Source organism: Nostoc sp. UIC 10890, from assembly GCF_054786515.1.
In genome coordinates, this window is the sequence record NZ_JBSGKF010000001.1 from 5,086,115 (window position 1) to 5,101,331 (window position 15,217).

Here is a 15,217-nt window from a genome sequence, read left to right on the forward strand (position 1 = left end):
CTTAACGTGAAACCCTTGTCAAGATATGATACTGAGTTCTCTGGCTTCCCATCACTCACCGCGTTACCCCACCCTAACCCTCCCCTTATAAAGGGGAGGGAAAAAATTTCCTGTTTCCCCCCTTTATAAGGGGGGATTAAGGGGGGTAAAACGGCTGTGGGATAAGCGTTTGAACTTAAGTTGACATCAATGGCATCTTGCCCGCCCTAAAGCAAATTCATTTGATTAAATTACAAAATAAATCGAGGTAATTAAATATGAAATTAACAGCAACAGAAAACGGATTATTAATCCCTAAAGAACTATTAGGAGAAAACCAAGAGTTTGAGATTATTCAAGAAAATGAAAAAATTATTATTACTAGCATCAAACAAACATCTTCTATTTGGGATTTAGGTTCAAATCCTGTGGAATGTGATGTAACAGATGGTGCAATTAACCACGATCGCTATCTCTATAACCCGTTAACGGAGATAAAAGCCTCGTGAACGGAGCTAAAAGACTCGTTGACGGAGATAAAAGACTCGTTGACGGAGTTCAGAGGCTCATTAAGTAGATAAACGAAAATATTTACAGTAATTGCGATCGCTTTATTTTGCTTTGCTACGATAGGAAATTACCTTTTAATTGTTCAACTCCTTTGCTTGGCTAATGAAAAAAGGTTTAAAAATCATTATCTCAATCATTTTTTCAATAATTATTACTGTATATCTAGCATGGTCGGCTTTTAACTACTATTGGTTTCGTGATTTGATTCCGGCGAAAATTGGGATAACCTACGCCATACACATTGGCGGTGAGAGTGGTCTTCTAGAGGGTTGTGGCGCAGCTATCTTTCGACTATCAAATGCAACTGCGGATGCCATTTCCCGCGAAGGGCTTGATTTTTTTAACGACGCTATCTATTCAAGAAAAAGCAAAGAGCGCCGCTACACCTATAGTTCATGGAAAGAAACACCAGTTCCGAATTCATGGACGAGTGAAGTCTCTTGGCCAGGTTTAGGTTGTTCGGGTGCAAGTCGCTCACTGTTCTCTCAAATCCTTCTCGCTGCTTCTAAAAAAGGAAGCTACTACTCCTCCAAAGACGAAGCAGAGATTCTTGTTATTCCAAGCTTTAAATTGGTAGTCTTTTCTTATTTTGGCTAGTCCCGCCAATCCAAATGCAAAAACCTCTTCCCTTTTCAGCGAGACACTGCGCGAAAATAGGAGAGGTTTTCTCCTGCCTCCTGCCTTCTTCAACCACTTGGTTTATTAAATACTTCTAAAATGTGTCGGCAAATTTGTTTGAGCTTATCCTCGATTTCACCAGAAGGCGAAGATGCGCCGACAACATTCCAGTTTTCTACCGTAGAAAGTCGCCACGCTTCACCGCGATGATCAAATCCAGCTATCTCCACACCGATCGCACGCCGGGAATTATTGATGGGATCTTGATAAAATCGGATTTGAATCAAAATACTACGACTTCGCCAAGATTTGCTAATACCAGGAAAGTGAAAGCCAATATCTATAGAATCTGGATCGACTAACTCCCTGGTTTCCGGGTCATTTTTCCAGGGTTTGAGATCAGATTTGGCATCAGGAAACTCGAATTTGAACAAATTAACTACCGTAGCAATGTTGCTGGCGAGTTCAAGGTTCGTTGCCTGTTCAGCTGCGTTCACTAAAAAACACTCCTATAATTGCGTCGGCATCTTCAAGGATGTGAAGACAGAAAAACCGCCAGAAGGCTTATATTATTGGTGTTTCAGCTTATCAAGAGCTTTGATATTTAGCAACTCTAAATCATCTTTCCCTAACAATCCTCGTTACTAAACAGATGCCAAAAATCACTTCTTTTTGGGACTGGCTAACACCTATTAAGTAATTGTACTTAAAAATTCTTCAAAAGCAGACGGAACTCTGCCCTTTGGAAAAAATATCAAGATTTTCTGCAAAATCCTTGGCTGACAAGAACAATTGACTGCGCTAGCGATCTAAAATGACACTGTGAATCGGTAAACCAAAAGCAATTAAGTTGAATATATGGTGCGTCAACGCTCGATTTTTTCATTTTTTCTAGTACTATTGGCCACATTCCTGATTAGTTGTGGTGGCCCTGGTGTTGCGATCGCACCCCCGACTTACACAGCAGTACAACTTGAAAAAATTCAGGCTTATGTTCCTGAAATTCAAGCTGTGCGCGATCGCTCAGAAGAATTGACAACCCTGATTAAAAAAGGTGATTGGATCAATGTGCGTAACTTTATACATGGCCCGATAACAGAAGCAAAGCTGAATCTGACTTATGTAACTCCCAACCTTCTACCCAAAGACCAACCCAAAGCACGTCAAATAACACGAGATTTTTTTAACGACCTGGTTAAACTCGATAAAGCTACTAGTGCTAGCAATCCTCTAGTTGCCTTGAATCAATCCCAAGCTGCTTTCGCAGAGATTGACAAATTCCTCGATCTGCTTCCGAAAACAGAAGAAAGTTAGGAGACGCGATTAATCGCGTCTGTACAGGAGTTAAGAGTTAGGAGTTAGGAATTTTTAACTCCTAACTTCTAACTGCTCACTTAAAGCACACAAGTCATGAATGTAGTTATTATCGGTTGTGGTGTGGTTGGGGCTGCGATCGCTTACGAACTGAGTCTAGTAAAAGGGCTGAAAATTACAGTTTGCGATCGGCAACCACCAGCCCAAGCTTCCACGGGCGCTGCACTTGGCGTTTTGATGGGCGTAATCAGCCAAAAAATCAAAGGTAAAGCTTGGCAGATGCGACAAACTAGCATCCAGCGCTATGAAACCTTGATTCCTGAGTTAGAAGCTTTAACAGGTCGCAAAATTCCTTTTAATCGCCAGGGAATTCTCAGTCTGGGTTTGCAAGAGGAGAATTTAGCAGCATGGGAAAAGCTTGTAGAAATTCGCCACTCTCAAGGCTGGAATTTAGGTGCGATTCGTTGTTTAGGGAATCACGGTAACTAGTCCGTACATAACTAAACCAGTCCGACAGCAGATTACTGTCATTAAAAAGACTGAACTCTCGGTCAGATGCAAGTGCAAGCCTTGCCATTCAGACTCAGAATTGACTCCTTATCTGCCCACGCCGAACAAGCTCGGTTCTTGTAGAGCGAAGCTGGGAACAGGGCGCAATCAGACAACCGTTGCGGGTTGACACTGGCGCTAACAGGGAGTTCCCATGATGAAATAGAGCCTAGAAAAACGACTTACCAGCAGACAGGGCGCAACCCAAAACCCCTGACCTCACTGGAGTTCATTCCCGCCGCATCTCTAAATAATAGCGGTAAGAGTCTAGGGAATCCAGTAGTCGAATTGGCTACATCTAACGGAACAATCAATCTCTCCGAGGGAACGAATAAAAACGAGTTGTGGGTCTAGGGGCGGATTCGTTCCCCATGTAGACCAGACGAGCGGACTAACCCCCACAATTCGGGTAGGACAGACCGTAATTGGTCTGAGGTGTTCAGAATACACAAACTCCAGAAGAGAAAATGATTAGACACAGTTGCAAAACTAGTGAATCTTGGAGAGCTTTACCGTGGAAGAAATTCCGCCGAAATCTTTTCCGCCTTCAAAAGCGCGTGTACAAAGCGGTTCAAGTTGGAGACAAGCGGAAAGCTAGGTCACTCCAAAAGCTTATTCTCAAATCCACCTCGGCTCGATTTCTTGCAATTAGACTTGTATCTCAGCTAAATGCTGGTAAAAAGACGGCTGGTATTGATGGTAAGAAATCCCTCACATTTGAAGAACGCTTCAACCTTGAAGAACTACTGAAAATGAATAGTGAAAATTGGAAGCATCAAAGACTACGGGAAATCCCTATCCCTAAGAAAGATGGGACTACCAGAATGCTTAAGATACCTACCATCGCGGATAGAGCTTGGCAATGCCTAGCAAAATATGCACTTGAACCAGCACACGAAGCCACTTTCCACGCTAGGAGCTACGGGTTTAGAACTGGGCGCTCTGCTCAGGATGCACAAAGATACATCTTCTTGAATCTCCGCTCCATCAGCAATGGAAAAGAAAAACGAGTAATCGAACTCGATATTGAAAAGTGCTTCGACCGGATTAACCACTCAACAATAATGGACGAACTCATTGCCCCAAAAGGCTTAAAACTCGGAATATTCCGATGCCTCAAGGCTGGAGTTAACCCAGAATTCCCAGAACTTGGAACACCTCAAGGGGGAGTGGTTAACCCACTATTAGCAAACATCGCGCTTAATGGAATTGAAAGTATACACAGATATCATAAACACGGACACAGAATCACTGAAAAAACTTCAGACAATGATATCAAAGAACCATCAGTCCGGTACGCGGATTACATGGTTATTATACTTCAACCCGAAGATGATGCGACAGAGATACTTGAAAGAATCAGCGAGTTCCTCCGCAAACGCGGAATGAATGTAAGCCAAAAGAAAACCAAAGTTACCGCCGCGACAGATGGGTTTGATTTCCTCGGCTGGCACTTCAAAGTCCAGAAAAACGGAAAGCTTAAAAGCACTCCCTCAGTGGATAACTTCAAAGCATTTCGTAAGAAAGTAAAACACATCGTCAACAACTCGAATTATGGTGCTAAGGAAAAAGCCACAAGGCTGGCTCCAATAGTTAGAGGCTGGAGAAATTACCATAAGTACTGCAAGATGGACGGCTCCAGGAATTCCCTGTACCACATCGAAACAAGAGCTTACAAGGTATTTAACAAGGAAACCAAGCAAACACGCTATTCTAGCAAAACATTACTAGATAAAGCGTTTCCGGCGATTCCTTACTCCGAAAATAAACACGTCATGGTCAAAGGAATAAAATCCCCCTATGACGGGAATACAGCCTACTGGAGCGAACGCAACAGTAAACTCTATGATGGCGAAACCTCTAAAGCTCTTAAGAAGCAAAACCATAAATGTGCATCCTGCGGCTTAAAGTTCATCGATGAGGAACGGGTTCACCTGCATCACATCGACGGAAATCATGCCAACTGGAAGAAAAATAATCTTGAAGCAATTCATGAGAGTTGCCACGATTACAAGCATATGAGCAAAAGCGCAAGCTAAGAACATCGGGAGCCGGATGCACAGAAATGGGCATGTCCGGATCTAACTGAGAGGTGCGGGAGATAATACTCCCCATCGACTCAACCAAATTTGGGATACAGCTAAACTCCAGACTATCTGTCCTCACATTAATAACGAAAAAGTTACTGGCGCTGTCTATTCTCCCCAAGACCGCCAGATCGATCCAACTGCGCTGACGTTAGCTTTAGTTGAAGCTGCCCAGCAAAATGGTGTAACTTTCAAATTTGGCGTGACTGTTTTGGATGCCCAAACTTCAACACCTGAATTTTGCAATCAACTTGAGACTACAGAAGGAAAAATAACCGCAGATTGGTTTGTCATTGCAGCAGGATTAGGTTCAACACCCCTAACAGCAAAATTAAATCAGATAATTGATATCCGCCCTGTACTTGGGCAAGCATTGCAAATGCGTGTCGGGTATCCATTAGGTAATCCTGATTTTCAGCCAGCGATAACGGGTAACGATGTCCATATTGTTCCTGTGGGTGGTGGAGATTATTGGGTAGGCGCAACAGTGGAATTTCCCAGCAATGGCGATGAGATACCGCCAAATCAAGAACTGCTGGAATCTGTTAGAGAACAAGCGATCGCATTTTGCCCAGACTTAGCCACAGCAAGTATTCTTCGCACTTGGTCAGGGTTACGTCCCCGCCCTGAAGGACGCCCAGCCCCAGTTATTGGTAAGTTGCCAGGGTTTAGTAACATCCTCCTAGCTACCGGACACTATCGCAACGGCGTTTTACTAGCACCCGCTACAGCTTATGCGATTCGTGAGATGATTATTTCTCAGGGAATGGGGGGATGAGGGAGCAGGGGGAGCAGGGGAGCAGGGGAGCAGAGGAGCAGGGGAGCAGGGGAGCAGAGGAGCAGGGGAGCAGGGGAGCAGGGGAGCAGGGGAGAATAATAATTCCTGACAAATGACAAATGACAAATGCCCAATATAGGAAAATAACGTGTCAATAACAGAACATAAAATCAATGTAGATTCACTGGAATGGTTTTATCGGGAATCTTTACCAATCGGCAGAAGTGACTTAGCGCCTGTGTTGCTGCTACATGGCTTAGTTTCACAAAGTTACAGTTGGCGTCATATTATACCTGCATTGGCGAATCAGGGTACAAGAGCGATCGCTCCTGATTGGATTGGTTACGGCTTTTCTGCAAAACCAGAAAAACGAGATTTTGCTTATACTCCTGATGCTTTTATCACAGCTTTAGAAGGATTTATTAAAGCTTTAGAACTGGAAAATTTTTCCTTAGTTGTCCAAGGTTTTTTAGGTTCTGTAGGACTACAATATGCCTTACGTCATCCAGAACAAATTGCCAATTTAGTTATCTTAAATACACCAATTTCAACTGCTGCCAAATTACCTTGGAAAATTAAACAAATGGGCTTACCTTTGGCAGGTGAAGTAATGACCCAAGACCCCCTATTAGTTGACCGAACGCTAGAAGGTGGAAGTCGTTATCGCATAGAAGATAAAGATTTAGATATTTATCGAAAACCATTTTTGAAAACTTCTGCATCTGGTCGAAGTCTCTTAGCAAGTATTCGCAATTTACAGCTTGACTCAGCCATGACAGAAATACAATCTGGATTTAAAGAATGGCAACAGCCAATTCTGATTCAATGGGGTATGATTGACCCTTGGCTACCTGTAGACATTGCTCAAAATTTTGCAAATTCTGCACCAAATACCGAATTAATAAAACTTAATAACGTCGGACATTATCCTCAAGAACACTACCACGAGACGATTTTAGAAGACCTTTTACCCTTTGTGCGTCGTAAAGATGCTCATTGATAATATAGCTTTGGCAAAAATCGATATTATAAAAATGAACCCACAGATAAACACAGATAAATCATAGATATTTATCTGTGGTAAAAATAAATTTGGGATTTTTGCTAGATTTATCAATGTTATCCCCGCCTACATTTGTGAACTTTTTATTACCATTAAAAATGCATCACAAGTACAAGTAAAGGAGATTAGAGTTCATGGCTTATTCATGGTTTAAAGCCTTTCATATTGTTGGATTTGTAGTTTGGTTTGCTGGTTTGTTCTACTTAGTACGTCTTTTTATCTATCACGTTGAAGCGAACCTTGAACCTGAGCCAGCGCGAACGATACTGAAAAATCAGTATCAAATTATGGAAAAGCGTCTCTATTACATCATCACTAACCCAGGAATGTACGTGACGATCGCAATGGCAATTGGTTTAGTAAGTACTGAACCGGATGTTTTAAAAGAGGGTTGGTTGCATATAAAACTGCTGTTTGTCGCTATTTTAATTGGCTACCATCATTACTGCGCTCGGCTGATGAAGAAATTAGCAGTAGATGAATGTCGCTGGAGTGGTCAGCAATTACGTGCTTTAAATGAAGCGCCTACAGTTATGTTAGTAGCGATCGTCCTGCTGGCTGTGTTTAAAAATAATCTACCTACAGATATCGCTGCTTGGGCTATTTTTGCCATGATTATTTTGATGGCAGTCACTATTCAACTTTACGCCAAAAAACGCAGGCAGGATAAAGAGAAGCTGACAGCACAGATAGGGCAACCACAAGAACAAAGTTAAAAGGGCGATTAGAAACTGCAACTACACAAGGCAAAACCCACCTCAGTGGGTTTAAAACCCTCAATTTTTTTCAGTCCGGCTGCGCGGACTACCCTGTGGGAAGACGCAAAGCGTCTATGTTTGTATAGCCGTGAATTCTATTTCGCCCTAGCTCTAAATGATAACTGTGCGCCCCTAGCACTAATTACTTCATCCTGGAAACGTTTTCAGTAAATCATCCCCAGGAATCACGGTAGTGTAGAAAGCATATTTGCGATTAGCGACATAACGACGATCTTGTTTAATAATCGCCATAAACTCTCTATGTCCTTCACGGGTACGCCCCACTAAACAACCCGCACTAGCAAGGCGAATATCATTTCGGGGAAAATCAAAGCCGTAGTGCTGATTCACATAAAAATTATCACCTGTATCAAGTTTGTCGCCAGTCCGTTTAAAATCTTTGTTGAAATCTCTACAAACAGTTATATCTCCAACTTGTACTAATGCTTCGTGAGGTTCTGCTGTACCGTGAGTGCCAACAGCCCAAGCTTTGTATTGCCCAAACTGAATCCTAGCTGCTCCTTTGGAATTCATTGGTGTATAAGTGTAGTACTTCCCTGGTTCTGTAGTAGCTTCCCAGTGATCTACGATTTTAGGAACACCATTTACGACTTCAATGAGAATCCGTCGATCATTAAATTCGTTGGGTGCATCATTGTTGAGAGTCCAGTCTGCATTTATACCCTCTACATAAACAATGTTGTATTCTTTTGGATTAGTGAATACCTCATAATTCTTGGAGAGCATATATTTTACAATTTTGCTGGCAATGTCATTACCAAGCTTTAAAGGGGGTTTAGGAAGATCATCTGGTTTGGTTTCAATCAGTTTCTTGGCTGTGACTGCTCCTAAAAAGCCACTCTCTTCAGTCTTTATTAATTCTTGAAATTTTTTGAGAGAGATCACAGAAACAGGGCCAAATTTCCCATCGGCTGGGGGTTCTAGCAAACCTAAGCCAATTAACAATATCTGAATCTGACGAGCTAAGTCTGCGTCATCAGCGATCGCCTCAAATCCCCATTTCTCCTCTTTTCCCAAAAAATCTTGTAGTTTCATATTGCACCTGCTTTATTTACCTATAGCTAAGTATAAACATCATGACAAAAATTGACGATGTTTGAAACTATACGCTTATCCAAAAAGCTCTACCGCTATATCTGTAGTCAGTAGCAAACCTATAAATTAAGTTTTAAAGAATACAAAAAATATCCTTACATCTTGGTATACATGTAAAAAAAGAGGAATTAAATTTGACTATTTTAGAATTTTCATTACTAATTTGGATTGGTTCATTTAGCGCTGGCTTGTTAGGGGCGCTCACTGGGTTAGGAGGTGGAGTAGTAATTGTTCCCTTATTAACCTCAGTATTTGGTGTTGATATTCGATATGCCGTTGGTGCTTCACTTGTATCTGTAATCGCTACCTCTTTGGGTACAGCGTCTACCTTTATTAAAAAAGGCTATACCAATTTGCGTTTGGGAATGTTTTTAGAAGTAGCGACAACCATCGGTGCGATCGCTGGAGCAATGATAGCTACTCTTGTCTCTGTGAAAGCCCTAACTATCGTGCTAGCGATCGCCCTCATTTATTCAGCATACCTTTCACAACGACCCAGAGTAGAACATCCTGAAGTTGAAGTAGCAGATCCCATCGCAAATTATCTGAAACTCAATAGCAGTTATCCAACTCCTGATGGAATGATGTCTTACCAAGTTCATGCAGTACCAATGGGATTTGGTGTGATGTTAATAGCTGGAGTGCTTTCTGGGTTGCTTGGTATTGGTTCCGGGGGATTCAAGGTATTGGCGATGGATCAAGCTATGGGTCTACCCTTCAAAGTTTCTACCACTACTAGCAATTTTATGATCGGTGTCACAGCAGCAGCATCAGCCGGAGTTTACCTAGCACGAGGCTACATCGATCCGGGACTATCTATGCCAGTAATGTTGGGGGCATTACCTGGTGCTTTCTTGGGCGCACGAATCCTGACAGGTGCTAAAACGCAAATTTTGAGAATTATCTTCAGTCTTGTGCTAGTGGTAATGGCTTTGAAGATGGTCTACAACAGTTTAATAGGGGGGTTGTAAAATGTATAAATTTAATAGTAGCTTTCGCTGGACATTTCTGGCACAGCCTGATAAAGGAGTGGTTACACTAACCTTACCGCAGGAAGTTAAAGACTCTCATATCGAACAATTAGAACAGCGCACTAGTACAGTAGCACAATTGCCTAATAGCTGTGAAATTGATGCTAACAAGAACGTGACGAAAACATTAAGTGAACAGCAATTAGAGAATTTGCTCAGTAACCTCATGAAATATGGCGTTTTGATAGCTAGTGCTGTGGTTTTGCTAGGCGGTATACTCTACTTAATTCATCACGGTAATGAACCTGCGGGATATCACTTTTTTCAGGGAGAACCATTGGAATTTTGCTCACCAGCAGGTGTAGTAAAAGCAGTTATATCAGGTAGCTATCGCGGCATTATTCAACTTGGACTTTTACTACTAATTGCTACTCCGATTGTTCGCGTTTTTATTTCCCTATTGGCTTTCCTACTACAGCGAGAATTTATCTATGTAATTGTTACTTTATTAGTAATGGCTAGTCTGATTTACAGTCTTGTAGGAGCATATTATTAGTAATATTTCCAATATTAAGGTATTGTATTAAGTTTTTACCCCTAACCCACGAATATTGAAATTCACCTAAAAGTAAAATTTTTAACCTTATTACGATCCTTGTAAAAGATCATTTATTGAACTTATACTCTGTTTAATTTGTTCTGTCAGAGAAGTTCTTAATACGTCAAGGGTTCCGGTTGAAATATTGAGTAATCCTAAAGCATATAATAGGCTCGAAATCCCAATAAACAGAGCCAATAATCTCCCAAAACAACCGGGATTAATTTCAATAAAACCTAATTTAGATTGCCCAATTACAGCAATTGTTATAAAAACAATTGCTGTTATTAAAAATGTGTTATTTGGAATAAAATCTGTCATGTCTTTATTAAGATGACTCAGTACTTTTATTGTAGCTATTATTAGTTCAATTTTTGGCTTCGTCTATCTTAAAAAAGATAAACTTTTGACTAATCAACACCCAACCTATAAGGATGCTTTGGGTATTCTAATATCAGTGTTGGATCTCATGGTGTGCTATAATTATTGAAGATATATTTTTATTTTCAAATCTATTGAGCTAAAAATAGTGTTGATTGTCTCAATGGTATATAAATACTTTTATTTTGCTCAAGTGGCGAAGGACTAACCCAGATTAGGCAAGAAGGGAACTTACTTATCCAACTCTGGTAGAAATCAGATATTGTTAATTTGTAGCTGATTTAAACCTCTATTTTGCTGAAACTATGCATTGGTAAAACTTTCAGCATCAAAAAGCCAAAATGTTATCACTCTTGTACTAGACTTTGATTTCGTTTATATACTAAACTACACTAAGACGATAGGAATAGTGGGTTTTTATGGAAAGCGTCCAAAACGTTAGTCAAGAGTTGAATGTAACAGGAGATACAGCGCCAGAGCAATTACAACAATCTACTCCAAAAGAGTTCAAAAAAGACATTTTCAAAAAACTTAGAGGTGGATTTTTCTTGGTACTGGGATATTTGTTGTCACCACTATGTTGGTGGAATGACTTACTATTCAATCTGCCAATAGCTTATGGTTTTGGGTATGCATGTAGTTTACTTTCCCCAAAATTACTTCTACCTTGTTCAATTATAGGGTACTGGCTCTCTAATATTGTGGGAATTCTCTTGATGCAATTCGGTTCTAAGGACATTTTTCAAAAAGAACCTCAAGAGCATAATCTCAAAAAAGAATTATTCACTGGCCTAATTTCCTCAACAGTTTATACCCTGTTGATTATGCTCTTGATCCAGTTGAAAATTCTCGATTCTCCCATTTTATTCTCTAACAGTTGATTTAGTTTATCACCTTTCTACAAAGGAATTGACTATGGGGGTTCACAGATGTCATTGGTGTCAACTTAACCCAAAAGCCTGTCTAGAAAAAGCTTTTAGATATTGTCTCGTGTCTCGTTCGTGTCTCGTTCCCAGTCTCCGGCTGGGAATGCCATCTTAGAGGCTCCGCCTCCCTTGCTGGCGGCAGAGCCGCCAAGAGCAGCATTTCCAGCACAGAGGCTAGAAACGAGATTTGAAAAGGCTTTTAGCTTAAGTTGACACCAATGCACATCTGTGAACCCCTACTATGTATATCTAGCAGATATTTCGTAAAAAGCAATATCAACTTTAATCAAATTTTAAAATTTCACTTAAGTTCAACAATTTGGGAGCCTCCTTACTTACAATTAATGGCAACTTACCATTCCATTTCTCTATTGCTTGCCTTTGTAATATTTCTGGAGTTAAACCATCGCGTAATAATCTGTGGGCTTCAGCTTCTCCTTTGGCTAAATTAACTTTTGCCTCAGCCTCTTTTGTTGCTTTCAGGGCGATAAACTCTGCTTGTTTTGCTTCCTGTTCAGCAATCTGCTTTGCCTCCACCGCCTCACCAAATCGTTCTGAAAAATGGACATGAACTAGAGAAATATCATCAACTGCAACGTGATAGCTACCCAGTCGTGTGGACAATGCATCATCTACTCCACTTTTGACTTCTCCTCGTTTAGTAATAATTTCTTCAGCAGTATACTTTGCCATTACTGCTTTTAGAACTTCTTCAACTGCTGGGTTAATAATCCGAATAACTACATCTTGTTCATCTCCAATTTGTTGAAAAATGGCATTTACTTCCTGGGGAATAACATGCCAATTGAGAGCTACATCTGTGAAAACATTTTGTAAATCTTTGGAAGAAGCTTCAGCCGAAATTTCCTGTTTTTGGACTCGAATACTCAACTTTTTCACAGTATTAACTACAGGAATAATCAAGTGAAGTCCTTCTCCTAATATCTGGTTTTGGACTTCGCCAAATTTCATTAATACACCACGTTCTCCGGCATTTACAATCACACAAGGCGTGAGGAAAAGAGTTATCAGGCACAAAAGAGCAGTCAGTTTACCAGCACTATTAAAAGTTGTATTTTTTTTCATCTGTGTGAAACATGTATGCGTCTTGTATGGAGACACATATTTAGGAGTTGTAAGCTTCTTCCTGTCATGCTCTTATAACTTTGACTCTAAGTCAATTTTGATATCACTCTAGCTAAGTAACAAAACACTATTACCAATAAGTAACTCCCTGACTGAGCAGTTAATGTATTGAATATACAGGTATATAGTTAAGCCGCCAATGTGTACTTTACTACCCCAACTTGGAGCTAATGAAGATTAGGCTAGCTTTATTTTTACCTAAATTACTGTAATCATATCGAAAAATCGTAGTATTGAAAAGGCAAGTTTGCCCTTAACTCATGTATTACATTTAGCTCGTTTTTTTGTTTACCAAACTCATTAGCTGCTTATCCAACCCAATGAGGTAATCTCTACCGTAAGCTCCATTCTCTAAGCCTGTGACAAGATTATGGGGAATGTCTTGTGTAATTTCTTCGCTACAAGAACCAGCAGCCAGTGCAATTGCCGCTACTGTATCTACATCCCCGGTAAAAGCAATACAATCTTGTAAAAGTTCGCTCATGCTGTCATTTCGCATCACCGCAGTAATTGCAGCCCTGACACTCATCCAGCCTTTGGACTTGACTTTACCTTCCCAAGGTTTAGACCACTCTCCAGATACATAACCTTTGAGAAATAGTCCTAATTTGCGTTTTGCTCCCAGTCGATAGATAAAATAATGTGACATTAGGGCAGCCGCAACGGCAGCATTGATTCCATCAGGTGTATTGTGGGTAATTGCTGCTTGAATTGTTGCTGCCTCAATGACTTTTTCTGGTGTGGGATAGATGCCAATGGGTGCTGCACGCATTGCCCCTCCGCTTTTGTCACTATCAGGGTTAATTTTGCTTAAAAACTCTTCCCCATCTTGAATTTCTCCCAGAAAATGGTAGAAGCTTCGAGAATAACCTTCCCTCTCATCGCGCTTGAAGGCTCTAACAAAACTATCGGCTAAAACTTCTGGCGTCCACGGTGCTTGAGCAACAATTACTTCGGCAATGGCAATGCTCATCTGGGTATCGTCAGTATAGCTGCCAGGAATGAGTCGAAAACGCGGATGCTTGACGTATCGACTCAAATCGTTGTTAACAATCATCTCATCAGCATATTCAAAGCCTGCACCGTAAGCATCTGCGATCGCTAACTCTAGCAGCATATTGGTATTAAATTAAAAACGGACGCGCCAGAAAAAAGCTAGAAACTGATTTAGCATCTACCGGTTCTCCCTCCAGAATCGCTTTCTCCAATTCTTCGGGAGTCAAAAATACAGTTTCGATATCCTCGTCTCCATCTTGTGGTGGTGGTGTCTCCAGCTTTTCCAAATCTCGCGCCAGAAAAGCATAGATAATTTCATCAGAATAGCCGGGAGCTAAGAAAAATTCGCCTAGTTTGTCCCATTTTTTGGCACTATAACCAGTTTCTTCTTCAATCTCACGCTGTATTGTCTCTAAAGGTTCCTCATTTGCTTCCACAGTTCCCGCCGGAAATTCTAATATTCGTCCCTGAATTGCAAAACGATACTGGCGCACCAGCACAAGTTTACCCTCTGGTGTCACCGGTACAGCTAAAGCACCACCAGGGTGACGAATACATTCCCATTCTCCTTCCGATTTATTAGGTAAACGCAAGCGATTAACTTCAAAATCAAACTTGCGTCCTTTATAAAACAGGCGTTGTTTTAGTAGTTGTGGTAATTCTCTACCTAATGGCATAATAAAATCTGATTATCTGTGAATACAGAGGCGAAATCAGCGTTCTTCTGCGTTTAAGGATGGTGATTTTAATTGCCCATCCATAAATGTACATCTGAACAGTCTACCTCTTTCAGCAGTTCTTTAATAACACACCCAGAAACTGGTTCTACCCAATCTGGGGCAATTTCTGCCAGTGGTACTAACACAAAGGCCCGATCCCGCATTCGGGGATGGGGAATCTGGAGATTTGGTGTATCTACAATAAAGTCATCAAATAATAACAAATCCAAATCCAGGGTTCGTGGCCCCCAGCGTTCCTGTCGCACCCGCCCAAATTGTTGTTCAATTCCTAACAAAATTTCTAATAACTGCTGAGGTAGCATCTCTACCTGCAACGTGACGCAGCCATTTAGGTAGTCTGGCTGTGGTGGCCCGACGGCTTTAGTTTGATACCAATTGGATTTGGCTTCTAAGAGAATACCTGGGGTTTGGGCTAAAATCTCTATAGCTGCTTCTAAAATCGTCTGTGAATCGCCGATATTACTACCAAGGGCAAGAGCGCTTCGTCTGGATTTGGTGTAGGCGTTGCTCGCCGTTGGCATCCTACTCTCCTTAATTGAGCCATTTTCTGGCTGTTTTTGCGGCTACTTTACTGCGCTTGTTGCAGAAAATGCCAATAGCTTTTGTATTCAGAATAGTTATCAAAAT

Annotated in this window: 18 protein-coding genes and 2 pseudogenes; 12 read left to right on the forward strand and 8 right to left on the reverse strand. The window is 41.0% G+C overall.

The window, feature by feature from the left end; all coding sequences use genetic code 11:
* Window positions 1–257 precede the first annotated feature (257 nt).
* The 3 genes from ACWATR_RS20940 (at window position 258) to ACWATR_RS20950 (ending at window position 1,146) form a co-directional block, all read left to right on the forward strand.
* On the forward strand, window positions 258–488 hold the full coding sequence (locus tag ACWATR_RS20940; protein WP_460336549.1) for a hypothetical protein: 231 nt from the start codon (window positions 258–260) through the stop codon (window positions 486–488).
* Window positions 485–556, forward strand: a complete 72-nt coding sequence (locus tag ACWATR_RS20945) for a hypothetical protein (RefSeq protein ID WP_460340567.1) — start codon at window positions 485–487, stop codon at window positions 554–556. The genes ACWATR_RS20940 and ACWATR_RS20945 overlap by 4 nt, the downstream gene beginning before the upstream one ends.
* 95 nt (window positions 557–651) lie before the next feature.
* The gene (locus ACWATR_RS20950) at window positions 652–1,146 is read left to right on the forward strand and encodes a hypothetical protein (protein ID WP_460336552.1); all 495 of its coding nucleotides are present in this window, start codon (window positions 652–654) and stop codon (window positions 1,144–1,146) included.
* A gap of 89 nt (window positions 1,147–1,235) precedes the next feature.
* On the opposite strand, the gene ACWATR_RS20955 is transcribed toward ACWATR_RS20950, so the two are convergent.
* The gene (locus ACWATR_RS20955) at window positions 1,236–1,664 is read right to left on the reverse strand and encodes a hypothetical protein (RefSeq protein WP_460336555.1); all 429 of its coding nucleotides are present in this window, start codon (window positions 1,662–1,664) and stop codon (window positions 1,236–1,238) included.
* Window positions 1,665–2,025: 361 nt separating this feature from the next.
* Here ACWATR_RS20955 and psbQ point away from each other — a divergent pair, with 361 nt between their 5' ends.
* The 6 genes and pseudogenes from psbQ (at window position 2,026) to hemJ (ending at window position 7,674) form a co-directional block, all read left to right on the forward strand.
* A complete protein-coding gene (gene psbQ, locus ACWATR_RS20960; RefSeq protein WP_460336558.1) occupies window positions 2,026–2,481 on the forward strand; it encodes a photosystem II protein PsbQ in 456 nt (151 codons plus the stop codon).
* 96 nt (window positions 2,482–2,577) lie between these two features.
* Window positions 2,578–2,934 (forward strand): annotated as a pseudogene (locus ACWATR_RS20965) (NAD(P)/FAD-dependent oxidoreductase); the annotation flags it as partial.
* A 563-nt stretch (window positions 2,935–3,497) separates the two neighbouring features.
* Window positions 3,498–5,069 carry a group II intron reverse transcriptase/maturase gene (locus ACWATR_RS20970; RefSeq protein ID WP_460336561.1) on the forward strand — a complete coding sequence of 524 codons (1,572 nt, stop codon included), beginning with the start codon at window positions 3,498–3,500 and terminating at the stop codon, window positions 5,067–5,069.
* An 85-nt stretch (window positions 5,070–5,154) separates the two neighbouring features.
* A pseudogene (locus ACWATR_RS20975) lies at window positions 5,155–5,895 on the forward strand (NAD(P)/FAD-dependent oxidoreductase); the annotation flags it as partial.
* Window positions 5,896–6,043: 148 nt separating this feature from the next.
* Window positions 6,044–6,895 (forward strand): alpha/beta fold hydrolase, encoded by an 852-nt coding sequence (locus ACWATR_RS20980; protein ID WP_460336564.1) that lies wholly within the window; start codon window positions 6,044–6,046, stop codon window positions 6,893–6,895.
* A 197-nt stretch (window positions 6,896–7,092) separates the two neighbouring features.
* A complete protein-coding gene (gene hemJ, locus ACWATR_RS20985) occupies window positions 7,093–7,674 on the forward strand; it encodes a protoporphyrinogen oxidase HemJ (protein ID WP_460336567.1) in 582 nt (193 codons plus the stop codon).
* Window positions 7,675–7,863: 189 nt separating this feature from the next.
* On the opposite strand, the gene ACWATR_RS20990 is transcribed toward hemJ, so the two are convergent.
* Window positions 7,864–8,772 (reverse strand): peptidoglycan-binding protein, encoded by a 909-nt coding sequence (locus ACWATR_RS20990; protein ID WP_460336570.1) that lies wholly within the window; start codon window positions 8,770–8,772, stop codon window positions 7,864–7,866.
* A gap of 194 nt (window positions 8,773–8,966) precedes the next feature.
* Between ACWATR_RS20990 and ACWATR_RS20995 the strand changes: the two genes are divergently transcribed.
* Window positions 8,967–9,803, forward strand: a complete 837-nt coding sequence (locus ACWATR_RS20995; RefSeq protein WP_460336573.1) for a sulfite exporter TauE/SafE family protein — start codon at window positions 8,967–8,969, stop codon at window positions 9,801–9,803.
* A gap of 1 nt (window position 9,804) precedes the next feature.
* Window positions 9,805–10,359 (forward strand): DUF1634 domain-containing protein, encoded by a 555-nt coding sequence (locus tag ACWATR_RS21000; RefSeq protein WP_460336576.1) that lies wholly within the window; start codon window positions 9,805–9,807, stop codon window positions 10,357–10,359.
* 90 nt (window positions 10,360–10,449) lie between these two features.
* Here ACWATR_RS21000 and ACWATR_RS21005 read toward each other — a convergent pair whose 3' ends face one another.
* Entirely contained in the window at window positions 10,450–10,722 is a 273-nt protein-coding gene (locus ACWATR_RS21005; protein ID WP_460336579.1) for a hypothetical protein, read from the reverse strand.
* A 479-nt stretch (window positions 10,723–11,201) separates the two neighbouring features.
* Between ACWATR_RS21005 and ACWATR_RS21010 the strand changes: the two genes are divergently transcribed.
* Window positions 11,202–11,663 (forward strand): hypothetical protein, encoded by a 462-nt coding sequence (locus tag ACWATR_RS21010; protein ID WP_460336582.1) that lies wholly within the window; start codon window positions 11,202–11,204, stop codon window positions 11,661–11,663.
* Between the two features lie 95 nt (window positions 11,664–11,758).
* Here the strand turns inward: ACWATR_RS21010 and ACWATR_RS21015 are convergent, their stop codons facing one another.
* The 5 genes from ACWATR_RS21015 to folK all read right to left on the reverse strand — a co-directional run bounded on the left by ACWATR_RS21015 (window position 11,759) and on the right by folK (window position 15,111).
* Window positions 11,759–11,932 carry a hypothetical protein gene (locus ACWATR_RS21015; protein ID WP_460336586.1) on the reverse strand — a complete coding sequence of 58 codons (174 nt, stop codon included), beginning with the start codon at window positions 11,930–11,932 and terminating at the stop codon, window positions 11,759–11,761.
* Window positions 11,933–11,990: 58 nt separating this feature from the next.
* The gene (locus tag ACWATR_RS21020; RefSeq protein ID WP_460336589.1) at window positions 11,991–12,794 is read right to left on the reverse strand and encodes a prohibitin family protein; all 804 of its coding nucleotides are present in this window, start codon (window positions 12,792–12,794) and stop codon (window positions 11,991–11,993) included.
* 331 nt (window positions 12,795–13,125) lie between these two features.
* Window positions 13,126–13,971 carry an ADP-ribosylglycohydrolase family protein gene (locus tag ACWATR_RS21025; protein WP_460336593.1) on the reverse strand — a complete coding sequence of 282 codons (846 nt, stop codon included), beginning with the start codon at window positions 13,969–13,971 and terminating at the stop codon, window positions 13,126–13,128.
* A gap of 7 nt (window positions 13,972–13,978) precedes the next feature.
* A complete protein-coding gene (locus ACWATR_RS21030) occupies window positions 13,979–14,527 on the reverse strand; it encodes an NUDIX hydrolase (protein WP_069074689.1) in 549 nt (182 codons plus the stop codon).
* A gap of 68 nt (window positions 14,528–14,595) precedes the next feature.
* Window positions 14,596–15,111, reverse strand: coding sequence for a 2-amino-4-hydroxy-6-hydroxymethyldihydropteridine diphosphokinase (folK, locus tag ACWATR_RS21035; protein ID WP_460336597.1), 516 nt, complete (start codon window positions 15,109–15,111; stop codon window positions 14,596–14,598).
* Between the last annotated feature and the right edge of the window lie 106 nt (window positions 15,112–15,217).